This is a genomic window from Aliifodinibius sp. S!AR15-10, assembly GCF_031569985.1.
Classification (GTDB): Bacteria; Bacteroidota; Rhodothermia; order Balneolales; family Balneolaceae; genus JAMQKA01.
The window spans coordinates 35432-50285 of the sequence record NZ_JAMQKA010000044.1; the positions used below are offsets into that span (position 1 = coordinate 35432).

Below are 14854 nucleotides of genomic sequence, written 5' to 3' on the forward strand. Positions count from 1 at the left end.
TAAAATTTTAAAACGCCTGGTATATTCTAACGACTTGATTTAGATATCTGAGTATTCGGCTGCACGCAGAAACTTCATATCGTACCTCGTAACAAGACCTTTGTATTTTTCCATGCTCGAAATTTTTTCCCACCTGTGGTCCGCTCTGAATTGATCCCAGAGTTTGTCGCGGGTTTCCATATTTTCAAAAGAGGTCATATACATCAGGTTAGGCATGTCGGGGCCTGCGAGGACACTGCCATAGAAAACAGGATTAAAACCCAGGCGGTCAAAAATCTCAATTTCATTTCCGCCTTCGTTGAACATGTCCACTTTTCTGCAATATAACAGTTCGCTGGGTCCACCGTAGCTGCGGAGTTCGTACACACGTTCCGATGTTGGGGCATTTAAATCGGGCTTCTGGATTTCGGGAGCAAGGGGAAATGCCTCCATTAATATCGTCTCGATATCTTCATATGGGGAGTTGTCCCTGGCAGCATTGATATAATCGTCGCCATCTGCAAGATACTGTTCATCCTCATTGAGGGCTTTGGGGTAGGCCTTGAACTGGTCGAAAGAGTTGAACGGTACGAGAACATAGATGCGACGATCGGAAGTTGTGTCTTGACCGAAAGGCTTGAAAACCCCAACTGTTTCGAAACCGGCGCGGTGCATAGCCGGGAGATATGCCTCTTCCAGGTATTGATCAACCCGCTGTTCCTGGTCTTGATCGTTCAGATGATAAATTTTTAGCTGGTAAAGCTGCTGCTTTGCCTTATTGCTTTGGGCAAAGGCCTCCATATAACAAGTGATAAGGAAAAGAATGATAAAAACGATAAAACTGTATTTGACAAAACCCTTCATAATAGATATTCCAATTATTTAAAAATTACTAGTCATCACTGTTGTCGTGATAGCTTATTTCATCTGAAAGCTCATTTACATCTCCTCTTTGATAGGGATAAAGGTCTTTTAGTTTACTCCCCACTCTTGTGACTGCATTGGCAATGCCCTGCTCAAACTCATCCTTTCTGAAGTGATCGAGCAGCAGATTCAGCACCCCGTCCCAGAATCCATCCTCCACCTCTTTATGGATTCCTTTCCCTGCGTAAACCGCCACTTTGTGATCATCGGCGGCGATGTAGATTAGAACTCCGTTTTGCAGCTCAGTCTCATCCATCCCCAGTTCGTGGAAAACACGGGCCGCGCGTACCAGCGGCTCCGCATCACAGGTTGATTCAATGTGAACGCGGATTTCCCCCGAGGTCCAGTTTTCGGCGGCGGCTATCGCCTCAATAATATGCTGTTCCTGCTCGTCTGTTAAATATAGGTCAGATGACATGAAATAGTATGATTTTCAAATTGAAAATACCGAATCACAGTGGATCTGGTGAGTTAATTGAAGTTTACTTGGGGAGCTTGTTCGGCACCCTGTTCAGCTTCAAAGTACGCTTTGCTGTCATAACCCAATAAACCCGCAAAAATATTGCTAGGAAAGCGCCGAATCGCGGTATTGTAATCCTGGACGGCATCGTTATAGCGTTTTCGTTCGGTTGCGATGCGATTTTCAGTGCCCTCCAATTGCACCTGCAGGTCTCGGAAATTCTGGTTGGCCTTCAGTTCGGGATATTTTTCAACCGTCACCAACAGCCGTGAAAGGGCACCGGAAAGCTGCGCCTGTGCCTGCTGGAACTGCTGCACTTTTTGGGGATCATTCAGATCCTGGGCGCTCACCTGAACCGACGTGGCTTTACTACGGGCTTCAATGACCTGGGTGAGTGTTTCCTGTTCAAAATTTGCAGCCCCTTTGACCGTATTCACCAGGTTGGGAATAAGATCCGATCGCCGCTGGTACTGGTTTTCTACCTGTGCCCACGACTGGTCAACCGTTTCTTCCTGGTTCACCAGGCTGTTATTTACATTAATGCCATACATTACCAATACCGCCAACACGCCAATACCTAACCAAGTTTTAATATTCATAGCTACTCTCGAAATTTTATATAGTTCTAAATTCGGCATCAATATACGAAATGAATAACAGATTGATGCAAAGTTTCAAACGGGAATTTATTTTTAGGATAATCGTTTAGTTACGTATTTTAGCCACCCACAAATTCTGAACAGTAAAACCGTTTATTTTGAATCCCAATTTCATCTACTTCGATCTAGACGACACGCTTCTAGACCACTGGGGTGCTGAAAAAGCCGCATTAAATGACCTGTATAATGAGTTTGATGTTTTTAGCTCCACAACCCCAGAAGAACTGATTGAAACCTATCATCGTATTAACAAGGGCTTGTGGGATAAGTACGGTAAAGGACGTATTGACCGAGACACATTACAGCGATTAAGGTTTGAAGAAACACTTGCGGCGCTGAGGCTGGATAGCTCTCTGTATGAAGAGACGGGTGACTATTACATACAGGCCTATCGTAACCATTGGGAGTGGAAAAAGGGTGCTGCTGAAGCCCTTGAAACCATAAGCAATAACTTTGATGTGGGTATCCTTACCAATGGATTTGCGGAGACACAAAAGCTGAAGATTGAGCAGTTTGCACTGTCCGAAATTGCGGAGCACCTTGTTATTTCAGAAGAAACGGGTTTCCTGAAACCGCAGCCCGAAATCTTTGAACACGCTACATCGCTGACCAATAATAAACCAGAGGAAATTTTGTACATTGGAGATTCCTATACCTCTGATGTGATCGGTGGAAGGGCTTATGGCTGGAAAGTCGCTTGGTACACTGATGAAGAAGAGATAGAAAAAGGCCGGGAAAGCGACGCTGATTTTGTTTTTGATAACTTTAAAGATCTTACAGATATGTTGAATGTTGGAAAGTAAATGTTAAAGATTAAACGAGTTAACCCGGAAATCTCACATCTGCGCTAAACATTGTTACCTTCAACATTCAACCTATTCAACTTCCAATTTTTTAATAACCATACTTAATGTCAGAACAAACCATTACCGAACCGGAAGTCACGCTCGAACTTGCTATTGAACACGGTCTCAACGAGGAGGAATATGAAAAGATCCAGGAGTTTCTGGGCCGAAAGCCGACCTTTACCGAGCTTGGGGTCTACTCCGTTATGTGGAGCGAGCACTGCTCATACAAGAATTCGATTCTCGAAATTAAGAAGCTCCCCAATGAGGGACCGCAGATGCTGGTAGGGGCCGGTGAGGAAAATGCCGGACTGGTCGATATTGGTGACGGATTGGGTTGTGTATTTAAAGTGGAAAGTCATAATCATCCTTCTGCCATTGAGCCGTACCAAGGCGCTGCAACCGGGGTAGGCGGTATCCATCGTGATATCTTTACCATGGGCGCCCGACCCATTGCAAGTTTGAACTCACTGCGTTTTGGTGAGATGTCGAATCCAAGGGTGCGATTTTTGCTGGATGGTGTCGTTCGCGGTATCGCGGATTACGGTAACTCGTTTGGAGTACCCACGGTTGGCGGAGAGATCTATTTTGATGAAAAGTATGAAGGCAATCCACTGGTGAATGCCATGAGTGTCGGCATCGTCAAGGAAGGGCAGACTGCCTCTGCTGTGGCAAAAGGAGTGGGCAACCCGATTATTATTGTGGGTTCAAGCACCGGGCGTGACGGCATCCATGGTGCTACGTTTGCCTCTGAAGAGATTAGCGAAGAAAGTGAAGAAAAACGTCCCAGCGTGCAGGTGGGCGACCCCTTTACCGAAAAACTGCTGCTGGAAGCCACGCTCGAAGCGATCAAAAACGGCGGTATCGTCGGTATCCAGGATATGGGAGCGGCCGGTATCAGCTGTTCTTCCTCCGAGATGAGTGCTAAGGGCAAATGCGGCATGGATATCGACTTGGACAAAGTGCCACAGCGAGAGAAAGGAATGACCGCTTATGAACTACTACTCTCTGAAAGCCAAGAGCGCATGTTGATTGTGGCGGAGAAGGGTCGCGAGCAGGAAGTTATTGATATTTATGAAAAATGGGATCTGAACGCTGTCATTATTGGTGAAGTGGTGGAAGGCGAAAATGTGACCTATCGCAAGGATGGCGAAGTCAAAGCCGATATTCCGGCTGACAGTCTCGTGCTAGGCGGTGGAGCTCCGCAATACGTTCGAGAATCCAAACGTCCCGACTACCTTGATGAGGTACACAATTTCGATTTCAGTACACTGGAGCATTCTACGGATCATAATGAGACTTTGAAGAAACTATTGGGTTCGGCGAACATCGCCTCAAAAAAGTGGGTCTACGAGCAGTATGACACGATGGTCCGCACCAATACGGTGAACGGGCCAGGAGCCTCTGATTCCGGTGTGGTGCGTATCAAAGGAACCAACAGGGGACTGGCCGTCAAAACCGATTGCAATGGTCGTTATGTGTACCTGAACCCGCGGCGCGGTGGCAAGATTGCAGTAGCCGAGGCGGCACGAAATGTGGTATGCAGCGGCGCAAAGCCTCTGGCAATCACCAACTGTTTGAATTTTGGAAATCCCTACAAACCGGGTGTGTATTACCAGTTCAGAGAAGCTTTGGCAGGTATGAGTGAAGCGTGCCGAACATTTAATACACCCGTTACCGGTGGAAATGTGAGTTTCTATAATGAAAATCCAGAGGAAGCGATCTACCCGACACCCGTGATCGGTATGCTGGGATTGGTTGAAGATCTCGATCATACGATGACGCCCGGCTTCAAAAATGAAGGAGATGCAGTTTATTATCTCGGGGCTGATCGTACTGGATTGGGTGGTTCGGAATATCTGAGTGTGATTCACGATCTCACCACTGGAAACACCCCGGATATCGACCTGGATTTTGAGGCGAAACTGCAGGACAGCCTGCTGAAAGCGATAAAAACCAAGTTGGTTACGGCTGCCCACGATGTCTCCGACGGGGGACTGGCAGTAACACTGGCAGAAATGGCCGAGTTTTCCGACAAAGGTGCATCAATCAGCTTTAAAGAGCTCAAAGGAGAGCTTATTGAACAGCTGTTCTCAGAGGGACAATCCGGAGTAGTGGTAACGGTGGCAAAAAAGCAGCAAGAAGCTTTTGAGAAGTACTTCAGCGATGCAGGCATTCCTTTTGTGAGTCTTGGCAAAGTGAGTGGTAAATCGCTGGTCATCGATGACGCTGTTGACGTTTCTGTAGAGGAAATAAGCTCGGTTTACGAGAGCGTGATTCCCAGCGCCATGAACCGGTAAAATTTGATCATTGATGAACGATTTTATCTTCAATGGGCTTTGAAAAGCAGATCAAAAAAGGAACCAAGACAAAAGCTCTATGAAAGATAAAGTGATACTCATTGTTGGCGGCTCGGGAGGAATTGGCAGTGCGTGTGCCAAAGTATTTGCGCGTGCTGGTGCAAAAGTGGTGCTGGCCGCACGCAGCACCGATAAGGCCGAGCAGGTTGCCAAGCAGATCAATGACAACGGTGGTGATGCCTTTGTAATAAGTGTGGATGCCACCGAGCTGGCCTCCGTATCCAACATGGTGCGAGAGATTACCGACGATCTCGGAAAGATTGATGTGCTTATTAATGCTTTCGGCTCTGCAATCATCCAGCCTCTCCTCGATATCAAACCGGATGACGCCAAAGATCTCATAGAAACAAATGTGTACGGGACATTCCTGGTAACGCAAACCGTCGTGCGCTACATGGCGACTGAAAAGCAAGGACAGGTCATCATGTTTCCCGGCACCATGGGGAAGTATGTAATGAAAAACGCCTCCGTTTATGCGGCCACCAAATTTGCTGTAACCGGTTTTACGAAATCACTGGTTGAGGAACATCGACGCAGCGGTATCAACTTTACGCTGATGTACCTGGGCGGAGTGGCAACGCCCATGTGGGACGATTCGAAAGTGGATATGCGCGTTCAGAAAGAGAAGATGCTGCAACCGGATGAAGTTGCTAAATCTGTCTATTATGCGGCCAACCAACCACAGCAGTCTGTGCTGAATGAGATTGTGATCCAGCCTGAATCTCACCAGATGGTTTAGGGAATTAGGAATTGAGAATGAAAAATTAAGAATTTCCCACCTATTGGGAGGGAGGTGTACTCCCGACCATTGATGAGTTACCCAGCAGTTTTTTCCAGTACGCCGTCAAGGGATTTTGCTATTTTTTCAATTCCCTCATCAATATGTTTTTTCTCAACAGTTAGGGGAGGACGGAATCGCAGTGTTCTTTCGCCACACCCGAGGATCATTAAGTGATTTTTAAAACACTGTTTTGTCAGCTGATTTCGAAATTCAGTCGTGGGGAGATCAATAGCACAAAACAGGCCTTTGCCCCTGGGGTTGGTTACCTGTTCATACCGTTCTGCCAGCTCGTATATTTTTTGTTGTAGGTAATGGCCAACTTCGGCTGCATTTTGGACCAGCTGCTCCTCTTCAATCACTTCCAGGATACGCCCAAAGCGGACCATATCTACAAGATTGCCGCCCCATGTTGAGTTAATGCGAGAGGAGACATTAAAAACATTGTCCTCCACTTCATCCACGCGACGACTGGCTAGAATCCCGCAAACCTGGGCCTTTTTCCCAAATGCGAGGATATCGGGCTTCACATAGTGCTCATGCGCCCAGAATTTGCCGGTCATGGCCACCCCGGTTTGTACCTCGTCATAGATCAGTATCGCCTCATGTTCATCAGCCAGCCGGCGAAGTTCTTGATGAAATTCCAGGCGAAAGTGGTTGTCCCCGCCTTCACCCTGAATCGGCTCTAAAATGATTGCAGCAATTTCATCCTCAAACTTCTCAAAATATTCTTCTGCTTGTTCTACAGCCTGTCGCTCTAGCTTTTGTACCTGTGCAATGCGTTCCGGGGTCACTGGAAATGTCATGGCAGGAGTTAGAACCCGGGGCCAGTCAAACTTTGGAAAATACTTAGTTTTTGTGGGATCGGTGTTGGTAAGCGACATGGTATATCCCGTTCGCCCGTGAAATGCTTTCTCAAAGTGGAGCACTTTATGGCCTTTTTCTTCATCATAGCCTTTGGCAAAGTTTTTACGCACCTTCCAGTCGAATGCAACCTTGAGGGCATTTTCTACCGCCAGGGCACCCCCGGCAATGAAGAACGCATGTGGAAGGTATTCCGGGATACCAATCCGGTCGAAATTATCCACAAATTCGGCCATCGCCTCGGTGTAGATGTCTGAGTTTGAAGGTTTATTGACAGCTACTCTGCCCAATTTGTGCACAAATTCATCATTAGTCAGTCGCGGATGATTCATACCCAGGGGATTCGAGGCAAAAAAGCTGAAGAAATCCAGGTATTTTTTGCCTGTATTCGCATCAAATAAGTAGAGTCCCTCACTTTTTTCCAGGTCAAGGACCATCTCATAACCGTCAGCAAGAATATGTTTTGCGAGTATGTTCCGAACCTGATTGGGTGTTACTCTTGTATCTACTTCCATATACCTCTTTTACTTGTTTAATTAGCTTATATAAACAGATTTTCCCGGATAATAATTGTATGGAGGGAGTACGTTTTAATACAAAGAAAATCCAATTTACTATTGACAATGGCCCAAGTCAAACGTATACTTGTGCACTCTATCGCGGGGTAGAGCAGCTGGTAGCTCATCGGGCTCATAACCCGAAGGTCGCAGGTTCGAATCCTGCCCCCGCCACTAAATTCGACGGCTCTCTGCACGACGTGGGGAGCCGTTTTTATTTTGTGTGATTGATCTCAAGGAGGGCTGCTATGTTTTACGTTTATGCGCTGTATTCCCCCGACTACGAGAAGATTTATATCGGCTACACTTCGCATTTAGAGCAGCGGCTGCTTTCCCACAACGAATTGGGGACCAAAGGGTGGACGGTAAATTACCGCCCGTGGGAGCTGGTCTATGGCGAGCAACATGAAACCAAGGGGGAGGCGATGCGCCGCGAGAAGCAGCTCAAAAGCGCCCGGGGTCGGGATTTTATCTGGGAGAAGATCCGGGACGAACGTTGAGGCAGAGCAGCTGGTAGCTCACCGGGCTCTTATCCGCCAGCCGGCGGACGCAGGTTCGAATCCTGCCCCCGCCACTAATTCAACGGCTCTTTGCTCGATGCAGGGAGCCGTTTTCTATTTTAAATCCTTTCGCTTCCACCCCGAACGAATATGTACTATGTTTACGCGCTGTATTCCCCCGGCTACGAGAAGATACCCCATTTATTAGTTGAGAAGTCGAAATAAAATCATCACGTTTGTATATATCTGATTAGATTTTTAGATGAACCTTGAAAACGTGTAAAGGATTTTTAAATGTATCGTCTGCAAAGGGCTGGTTGGCTAGGTTTTTTGGGTGCAATGGCTTTCTTTTTTATTAATTATTCAGCTGCAGTAGCTCAAACTGCAACGATTCAAGGTACTGTAATACTTGAATCTTCAAATCCGGTGACAGTGGGGGGTAATATTGGAGGGTATGGTCTTGCACCGAGTGACAACTCTGCTAGTAGCGACCCCGGATTAAATGACATTATTATTTGGTTGGAGGACAAAAATGAGGCAGCCTTTTACCAGCGGCATGATTCTGTAACGAAGGTTCTTGATCAAGTTGATAAGCAATTTAAGCCGAGACTGATGGCTGTCCGTGTCGGGAATTATGTTCGTATCAAAAACTCTGATCCTGTATATCATAATGTATTTAGTCTTTCAAGAACGAAACGGTTTGATGTGGGACGCCGGTCTCCGAAAGAATACAGGGATGTATTATTTGATCAACCCGGAACGGTGGATGTATTCTGTGACATCCACTCGGATATGCACGCCGTGATCAAGGTGCTACCGAAACAAACCGTATCTTGGTATAAGCTGGACAACAGTGGTGATTTTAGCTTTGAAAAGATCCCAAATGGAGATTACAGGATTCATTTTTTTGCACTGGGTGATCGCCAGAAAAGTTTGGATGTTCGGGTGGTTGACGGGAAAAACATAAAATTGCAGGCGGTTAGGTTGGGTTCATAGACTATGAAAATGCCGGAATTTTCAATAAGGTGGAAACTGCTGGCTGGGTTTGTCGGGCTGGCTTTGCTGGTCTTACTGGTAGTTCTGTTTTCAGTGAGCCGCATTTTGGATAACCGCATTCGGGATGAGATTAATGCGAATTTTCGGGAAGCAGGCAAGATTTTTGAGCAGTTGCAGGATATTCGATTCCGCCAGCTTCACCAAACGGCGACGCTTGTAGCCGAAATGCCATACATGAAGGCGGCTATTTCTACGATGGATGAGAATACTGTCAATAACCAGATCAGGCAGGAGCTAGTGGATTTGCTACATTTTGATCCCATGATCTCTGATTCCCTTTCGGCAGGATCGATTGCAGCAGGTTCCGACTCGGTGGGATTAGTACTTGTACTTGATCAAGATGGAATACCGCTTGGACAACTTGCAGACACGGAACTACCGGATTCTTCAATGCTTGATAAGCCAGGGGTCAGGGAGGCACTGAATGCACGCGCTCCACAAAGGTCGTACATCTGGAAGCAGGGGGACAGCTATTTTAACGTGATAACCATCCCTGTTCTCTTACGGGGTCAGGTCATTGCATCCCTGTCACTGGGCTACCCAATTCGGAATATTGAAGCGGAATTGTTGGCACGGTTGATTGAATACGACGTTTCCTACTTTGTGGACAACAAGTTGCTGGCAACCTCTATTGGGTCCTTGTCGGACCAGGACAGGGCAGTCCTCTCGGAAAATATTCAAACTACTGTCTTTCAAGATAGCAGTAGTAGTGAGGGAACTACGATTGAACTGGAACTGGATGGAAAACAGTGGCTGCTCTATGTGCTGCCGATGGTGGAACAGGGAAAGAATGGAGCTGGCATTACCGGGTATTACACCGTTGCTCAATCATTGAACCAGGCATTGGCTCCACTGCGTGAGTTACAGCAAGTCATTTATTACATCGGTTTAGGTGGCATTCTGATCGCTGTAATTCTCGGAATTACCCTCACAAATAATTTGACAAAGCCTATCAAGCTGCTTTTGAAAGGGATTAATCGTATTGAAAATGAGAATTATGATGAACCGGTTGAGGTGGTAAGCAGCGATGAATTTGGCCAACTTACCGAAACATTCAATAAGCTGGTTTCACACATCAAGGAAAACCTTAGGGAAAAGGAAATTTTGCTGGCGGAAATACATCACCGGGTGAAAAACAATTTGGCTGTAATTTCAGGATTGCTGGAGTTAGAAGGACAAAATTCCGAAGATGGGCAAAGCGTTCGTATCTTGAAGAATAGTCAGATGAGGATTCATTCCATGGCCACCGTACATGAAATGTTGTACCAGTCAAACGATTTTAACAACCTTTCGTTTGATGATTTTGTAGCCAAGATGGTATCCTCCATCCAGGGGGTATATACAAATAACGGTTCCCCAAAGCAGGTTACCCTTGACATAAGTGATGTGCAGCTGAATGTAAATCAAGCAGTGCCGTGTGGTCTAATTATCAATGAGTTGGTAACCAACGCCTTTAAGCATGCCTATCCGGGCAGTCGTACCGGCTTAATCAACATTACGCTGGAAGAGAGGGATAATCATATTTTTCTCTGCGTCACCGATGAAGGTGTGGGATTACCGGATGACTTTAGCTTTGAAGAAAATAAAAATGAATCGCTGGGATTTACCCTGGTCGAAATTTTGGCAAGACAGATTAATGCCGAGTTAAATGTGAATACAGAAGGGGGAACAAGCATTTCGGTTCTGTTTGAAAAGAAGAATAAAAAAGGAGCGAGCAGTTCATTGAATTTAAACTGATACTCCAGATTTATGTCCAACGGACATGAGATTAAGGGCCTTCAAAAAATGATGCATATGAAGACAAAAACCTCACTTTTTTTCATCCTGTTGTGGAGCCTGTGTTCAACGGTTGCACAGGCACAAATTAATTTTGGAGGTCTGGCAGAATTTGAACTCCGGAAGGGGGGAGCGGATTCCGATCCAACCGTCAACCAAACTCCCAATGACGAGTGGTTCGTGTATTCTCCATCAGTAAGGATTTTTGTTAATGGGAGGATTTCTGATCAATGGTTTGTTTCCGGGGCCTTGCAATCCGACTATTATCGGGGACAACGCAGTGAAATCTTTTTTTCCTCTTTCAACATTAATTGGTTAGCCAGTGAGTCGCTGAAGATTACGGCTGGTCGTTTTATTACTCCGTTTGGCCGTTATGATGAGCTATTACTTTCTTCCCAGAATCCATTCGTACACATGCCGCTCTCCCACGTTTGGAATATGCCTGTGGACCGGAAGCAAGGGTATGTCTTTTCGGGTACTTCCTATGATGGCATCGCGGGACAGTCACTTGTATATCGAAGACTCTATTCCCAGGGATTGATGCTCAGCGGCGTTAATGAACGGGAGACCCTGGAATACCAGCTGGCTGCCACGTTGACGAGTGTCTCAAGTTATACGGATGTTGGGGAGCAGGATCGACCGGCATTAACAGGACGGCTGGTGATGCAGCCGGTCATTTGGAATAAAATCGGTATCTCGTTTTCCAACGGTCCTTATTTGATAGACGATCCCATCAATGATGTGCTCCAGGATGAGCGGAGAGCCAAATATCACCAAACCATTGTTACTGCTTATACCGAATTTTCCTACCACTATTACCAGTTGCTGCTACAATATACCTTTAACCGGTGGGATTCACCGTGGATAGACTCCCAGGGTGAACTCGTGGAAGATAATATTCAAAATGATGTAACCCACTATCTTGCCAAACTCAAAGTTAGATTCCCGTTTTGGGTGGGGGGATATGGCGCCGTCCGGTTTGAACGATACCTGCCGCACGACATCACGCTCAATTCCCGGGACATTACCGGGCAGCCCACCCCCGATAAAGATCGTTTTGAATTTGTGATAGGATACAAGGTGAAACGGAATATTACCCTGAAGACCTCGTACCTGTTGTCACGAAACGACGGTCTGGAATTAGAGGATGATGTCTTTGCTATCCAGCTCAGTGCCGGGTTTTAGTAGCTTCCCACTTCACCAACTTATCACGTTACCGTAGCGTGCTCATACTCGAGTACCGTCTTTTCAATAATCTTGATACAATCCTGGAGTTGCTCCTCATTCATAATAAGAGGGGGCGCAAACCGGATGATATTGCCATGGGTGGGCTTGGCCAGCAGCCCGTTTTCCTTTAGCTTAAGGCATATATTCCAAGCGGTATCGCTTTCCGGCGTATCATTTATCACTACAGCGTTCAACAATCCTTTACCACGAACTTTGGTAATCAGGTTGGTCTCTGTAATTAGGTTCTGCATCTCAGCCCTGAAAATGTTGCCAAGTTTTTCGGCATTATCAGCCAGGTTTTCATCTTTGACGACGTCAAGAGCCGCCATGGCCACGGCACAAGCCAAAGGATTACCGCCATAGGTAGAACCATGCTCACCGGGACGGATACACTCCATGACTTCGTCATCGGCCAATGCAGCCGAAACGGGGTACGCTCCGCCGGAAAGTGCCTTTCCGAGTATCACGATATCGGGACGCACATTTTCGTGATCTACACAAAGCAGTTCGCCTGTTCGTGCTATCCCGGTTTGAATCTCATCAGCTATGTACAGCGCGTTGTTCTTTTTGCAGAGGTCATAGCTCTTTTTAAGGTATCCCTTGGAAGGAACCACAACACCCGCTTCGCCCTGGATCGGTTCAACAAGAAAACCCGCAACCGTGGGATCCTGTAAAGCCTCTTCAAGTGCTTCCAGGTTATCATAGGGAATGGACTTAAATCCGGGTGTGTAGGGACCGAAATTTTCCCGGGCCAGGGGGTCGTTTGAAAATGAGATAATACTTGTTGTTCGCCCGTGGAAGTTACCTTTGGCGACCAAAATTTTTGCCAGGTCGGGTTCAATTCCTTTTTTCTCATAGGCCCACTTTCGACAGAGCTTGATGGAGGTTTCCACCGCTTCGGCCCCCGTGTTCATCGGCAGCAGCTTGTCGTACCCGAAATAATTGTGCATGTATTCTTCATAGGTCCCAAGCATATCGCTGTAAAAGGCTCGGGAAACCAGGGTCAGCTTTTCCGATTGATCTCGGAGTGTTTGAATGATTTTGGGGTGACAATGTCCCTGGTTAACAGCAGAGTAGGCCGACAGGAAATCGTAATATTTTTTTCCTTCCGGATCCCAAACAAACACACCCTCGCCTTTTTCCAAAACTACCGGCAAGGGATGGTAGTTGTGTGCTCCATATTTGTTTTCCAGTTCTATTGCTTGTTGGGTACTCTTCATATAAAACTCTTAGTGTGCGTTAGATTGACCTGAATTTACGATGCTAGAGACGTTTTGTAAAAAGATATAAGTTAAAATTTAAGCTTTTATCGCTAGTGATGTTTCAAATTCGATTCAGGTAATATGAACTTAATATTTTGTGTAAAAACCCAATTTGAGTAGATCAGTAAGGATTTTGTTAGAAATTATTATAGTGACATAACAATAATATTTAATAAATTCACTTATCTATAAAATACAGTGCGAAATAACAAGGAGATGTTATGATGGAGATATCAGTTTTTCCGAGCGTATTTGAGTCTACAAGAGCTCAGTTAAACAATGTAAGTAACACTTTGCTCGAAGGTCTGAAAATAGAGCATAATGATGAATCATACATAATTGGAGAATTAGCTTTAAAGGAGGGATTATCACCTCATCGTTTAATCAACTGTGCCCCAGGCGAGCTAGATTTTGAAATACTTTTTAGAGCTGCTCTTCTTATGGCACAACAAAATGCGGGTCGCAATTTTTCTCTTACATTAGGATTTCCGTTCGCACTCTACCAGGTGCATCAAAATACGGCTAAACAACAATTGACCAAAACGCATGATATTATTTTTGATAGCTCTACCTACAGTTTGAATGGGACCAGTGGTAAACAAGCAATATCGGTTAGTTTAAATAAAGTATTCACTGTTCCTGAGGTTGCTGGGAGTATTATTGCTCTTCGTTATGGTGAGAATCCTGAAACAGAAGATTTTATTGTTCTTAGTCTTGGCTATGGTTCATGTGAGGGCGTAGTCAGTACCAAGAGTGGTATTATAAGACGAACCGCTATAAGCACACGTGGAATACGTTACGCTGTTAACCTCATGAAAGATGAACTTCAGAAGGAACACTTTCTCGGTTTCAAAACGGAGCATCAACTTAATGTCGCATTCCAGAAAGGTAATATTAATATCAATAAGCGTTCTGTTGACCTTGCTAATATTAAGCAAAAAGTCTTGAGATCTTACTATAGTAATATAATCCGACCAGCACTGTTAAACGCTTTTCAGGATTCTGATTTTGATACATGTAAAAAACTCTACCTGGTTGGAGGTGGAGCGTATTTTTCGGAATTGACCAATCAGATAAAGTCAGAGTTTGAGGACGTACTTACTGTCATTATTCCTGATAATCCACATACTCTGGCCGTTCGCGGATATTGTATAAACACACAAAAGCAGACGGAGGATGATGTATCGGTTGGGATAGACCTGGGTAATGCCAATACACTTGTCTGTGTTAACAAACAATCCCCACACAAGGAGTAACGATATACTTTTTTGGGATCGAGACACCGTTTTTGAAGGTGATGTCAGTACGGATCACCTGGTTTGGAAGGAGAAATAAGAGGAGATATTCGTGCCTCTGAGGAAGTAGTTCTGAAACGGGGAGCAGTTGTACGGGGTGAGATTACGACCAGGAAATTCCTGGTTGAATAGGGGGGGCACGTAGGCAAAGGAAGGGGAAAAGTAATCCTGCTAAACCATACATCAGAGGCCTTTGAATTACCTGCCGATTTGGGTCGTGTTTAATTTTGCGGGTACAAATAGGTAAAAACCGGCAAAATAATCCATAAATGCACCTTGCATTTTTCGTTTTAGGCCGAAATATCGGCCTCA

13 protein-coding genes, 1 tRNA gene and 1 pseudogene are annotated in these 14854 nt (G+C 45.5%); 10 read left to right on the forward strand and 5 right to left on the reverse strand.

Features of this window, described 5'->3' with window-relative positions:
• Positions 1-39 precede the first annotated feature (39 nt).
• The 3 genes from NC796_RS20695 to NC796_RS20705 are packed head-to-tail and all read right to left on the reverse strand — an operon-like array spanning position 40 to position 1962.
• Positions 40-843 carry an NIPSNAP family protein gene (locus NC796_RS20695; RefSeq protein WP_310687366.1) on the reverse strand — a complete coding sequence of 268 codons (804 nt, stop codon included), beginning with the start codon at positions 841-843 and terminating at the stop codon, positions 40-42.
• A 28-nt stretch (positions 844-871) separates the two neighbouring features.
• A complete protein-coding gene (locus NC796_RS20700) occupies positions 872-1321 on the reverse strand; it encodes a TPM domain-containing protein (RefSeq protein WP_310687368.1) in 450 nt (149 codons plus the stop codon).
• Between the two features lie 53 nt (positions 1322-1374).
• On the reverse strand, positions 1375-1962 hold the full coding sequence (locus NC796_RS20705; RefSeq protein WP_310687369.1) for a LemA family protein: 588 nt from the start codon (positions 1960-1962) through the stop codon (positions 1375-1377).
• Between the two features lie 158 nt (positions 1963-2120).
• Here NC796_RS20705 and NC796_RS20710 point away from each other — a divergent pair, with 158 nt between their 5' ends.
• The 3 genes from NC796_RS20710 (at position 2121) to NC796_RS20720 (ending at position 5966) form a co-directional block, all read left to right on the forward strand.
• Complete coding sequence (locus NC796_RS20710; RefSeq protein ID WP_310687371.1) at positions 2121-2825, forward strand: HAD family hydrolase; 705 nt, start codon at positions 2121-2123, stop codon at positions 2823-2825.
• Positions 2826-2932: 107 nt separating this feature from the next.
• Complete coding sequence (gene purL / locus NC796_RS20715) at positions 2933-5167, forward strand: phosphoribosylformylglycinamidine synthase subunit PurL (RefSeq protein WP_310687372.1); 2235 nt, start codon at positions 2933-2935, stop codon at positions 5165-5167.
• A gap of 79 nt (positions 5168-5246) precedes the next feature.
• Positions 5247-5966 carry an SDR family NAD(P)-dependent oxidoreductase gene (locus NC796_RS20720; protein ID WP_310687374.1) on the forward strand — a complete coding sequence of 240 codons (720 nt, stop codon included), beginning with the start codon at positions 5247-5249 and terminating at the stop codon, positions 5964-5966.
• Positions 5967-6043: 77 nt separating this feature from the next.
• Here the strand turns inward: NC796_RS20720 and lat are convergent, their stop codons facing one another.
• The gene (gene lat / locus NC796_RS20725; RefSeq protein ID WP_310687376.1) at positions 6044-7384 is read right to left on the reverse strand and encodes an L-lysine 6-transaminase; all 1341 of its coding nucleotides are present in this window, start codon (positions 7382-7384) and stop codon (positions 6044-6046) included.
• Between the two features lie 143 nt (positions 7385-7527).
• On the opposite strand from lat, the gene NC796_RS20730 reads away from it, so the two are divergent.
• The 6 genes and pseudogenes from NC796_RS20730 to NC796_RS20755 all read left to right on the forward strand — a co-directional run bounded on the left by NC796_RS20730 (position 7528) and on the right by NC796_RS20755 (position 11943).
• Positions 7528-7600 (forward strand) — tRNA-Met (locus tag NC796_RS20730).
• Positions 7601-7674: 74 nt separating this feature from the next.
• Positions 7675-7926, forward strand: coding sequence for a GIY-YIG nuclease family protein (locus NC796_RS20735; protein WP_310687377.1), 252 nt, complete (start codon positions 7675-7677; stop codon positions 7924-7926).
• A pseudogene (locus NC796_RS20740) lies at positions 7927-8000 on the forward strand.
• Between the two features lie 220 nt (positions 8001-8220).
• Positions 8221-8922, forward strand: coding sequence for a hypothetical protein (locus NC796_RS20745; protein WP_310687378.1), 702 nt, complete (start codon positions 8221-8223; stop codon positions 8920-8922).
• Positions 8923-8931: 9 nt separating this feature from the next.
• Positions 8932-10719, forward strand: a complete 1788-nt coding sequence (locus tag NC796_RS20750; protein WP_310687380.1) for a histidine kinase dimerization/phosphoacceptor domain -containing protein — start codon at positions 8932-8934, stop codon at positions 10717-10719.
• A gap of 57 nt (positions 10720-10776) precedes the next feature.
• On the forward strand, positions 10777-11943 hold the full coding sequence (locus NC796_RS20755; RefSeq protein ID WP_310687381.1) for a hypothetical protein: 1167 nt from the start codon (positions 10777-10779) through the stop codon (positions 11941-11943).
• Between the two features lie 23 nt (positions 11944-11966).
• On the opposite strand, the gene rocD is transcribed toward NC796_RS20755, so the two are convergent.
• On the reverse strand, positions 11967-13205 hold the full coding sequence (rocD, locus tag NC796_RS20760) for an ornithine--oxo-acid transaminase (RefSeq protein ID WP_310687383.1): 1239 nt from the start codon (positions 13203-13205) through the stop codon (positions 11967-11969).
• Between the two features lie 263 nt (positions 13206-13468).
• Here rocD and NC796_RS20765 point away from each other — a divergent pair, with 263 nt between their 5' ends.
• Positions 13469-14503: a ParM/StbA family protein gene (locus NC796_RS20765; RefSeq protein ID WP_310687385.1), complete on the forward strand. Its 1035-nt coding sequence runs from the start codon at positions 13469-13471 to the stop codon at positions 14501-14503.
• The last annotated feature ends 351 nt before the right edge of the window (positions 14504-14854 follow it).

What these genes read in the sequence shown, in the direction of transcription:
- NC796_RS20695 (WP_310687366.1), bottom strand. Translation starts at nt 843, where the DNA reads ATGAAGGGTTTTGTCAAATACAGTTTTATCGTTTTTATCATTCTTTTC.
- NC796_RS20700 (WP_310687368.1), bottom strand. Translation starts at nt 1,321, where the DNA reads ATGTCATCTGACCTATATTTAACAGACGAGCAGGAACAGCATATTATT.
- NC796_RS20705 (WP_310687369.1), bottom strand. Translation starts at nt 1,962, where the DNA reads ATGAATATTAAAACTTGGTTAGGTATTGGCGTGTTGGCGGTATTGGTA.
- purL (WP_310687372.1), top strand. Translation starts at nt 2,933, where the DNA reads ATGTCAGAACAAACCATTACCGAACCGGAAGTCACGCTCGAACTTGCT.
- NC796_RS20720 (WP_310687374.1), top strand. Translation starts at nt 5,247, where the DNA reads ATGAAAGATAAAGTGATACTCATTGTTGGCGGCTCGGGAGGAATTGGC.
- lat (WP_310687376.1), bottom strand. Translation starts at nt 7,384, where the DNA reads ATGGAAGTAGATACAAGAGTAACACCCAATCAGGTTCGGAACATACTC.
- NC796_RS20735 (WP_310687377.1), top strand. Translation starts at nt 7,675, where the DNA reads ATGTTTTACGTTTATGCGCTGTATTCCCCCGACTACGAGAAGATTTAT.
- NC796_RS20745 (WP_310687378.1), top strand. Translation starts at nt 8,221, where the DNA reads ATGTATCGTCTGCAAAGGGCTGGTTGGCTAGGTTTTTTGGGTGCAATG.
- NC796_RS20750 (WP_310687380.1), top strand. Translation starts at nt 8,932, where the DNA reads ATGCCGGAATTTTCAATAAGGTGGAAACTGCTGGCTGGGTTTGTCGGG.
- NC796_RS20755 (WP_310687381.1), top strand. Translation starts at nt 10,777, where the DNA reads ATGAAGACAAAAACCTCACTTTTTTTCATCCTGTTGTGGAGCCTGTGT.
- rocD (WP_310687383.1), bottom strand. Translation starts at nt 13,205, where the DNA reads ATGAAGAGTACCCAACAAGCAATAGAACTGGAAAACAAATATGGAGCA.
- NC796_RS20765 (WP_310687385.1), top strand. Translation starts at nt 13,469, where the DNA reads ATGATGGAGATATCAGTTTTTCCGAGCGTATTTGAGTCTACAAGAGCT.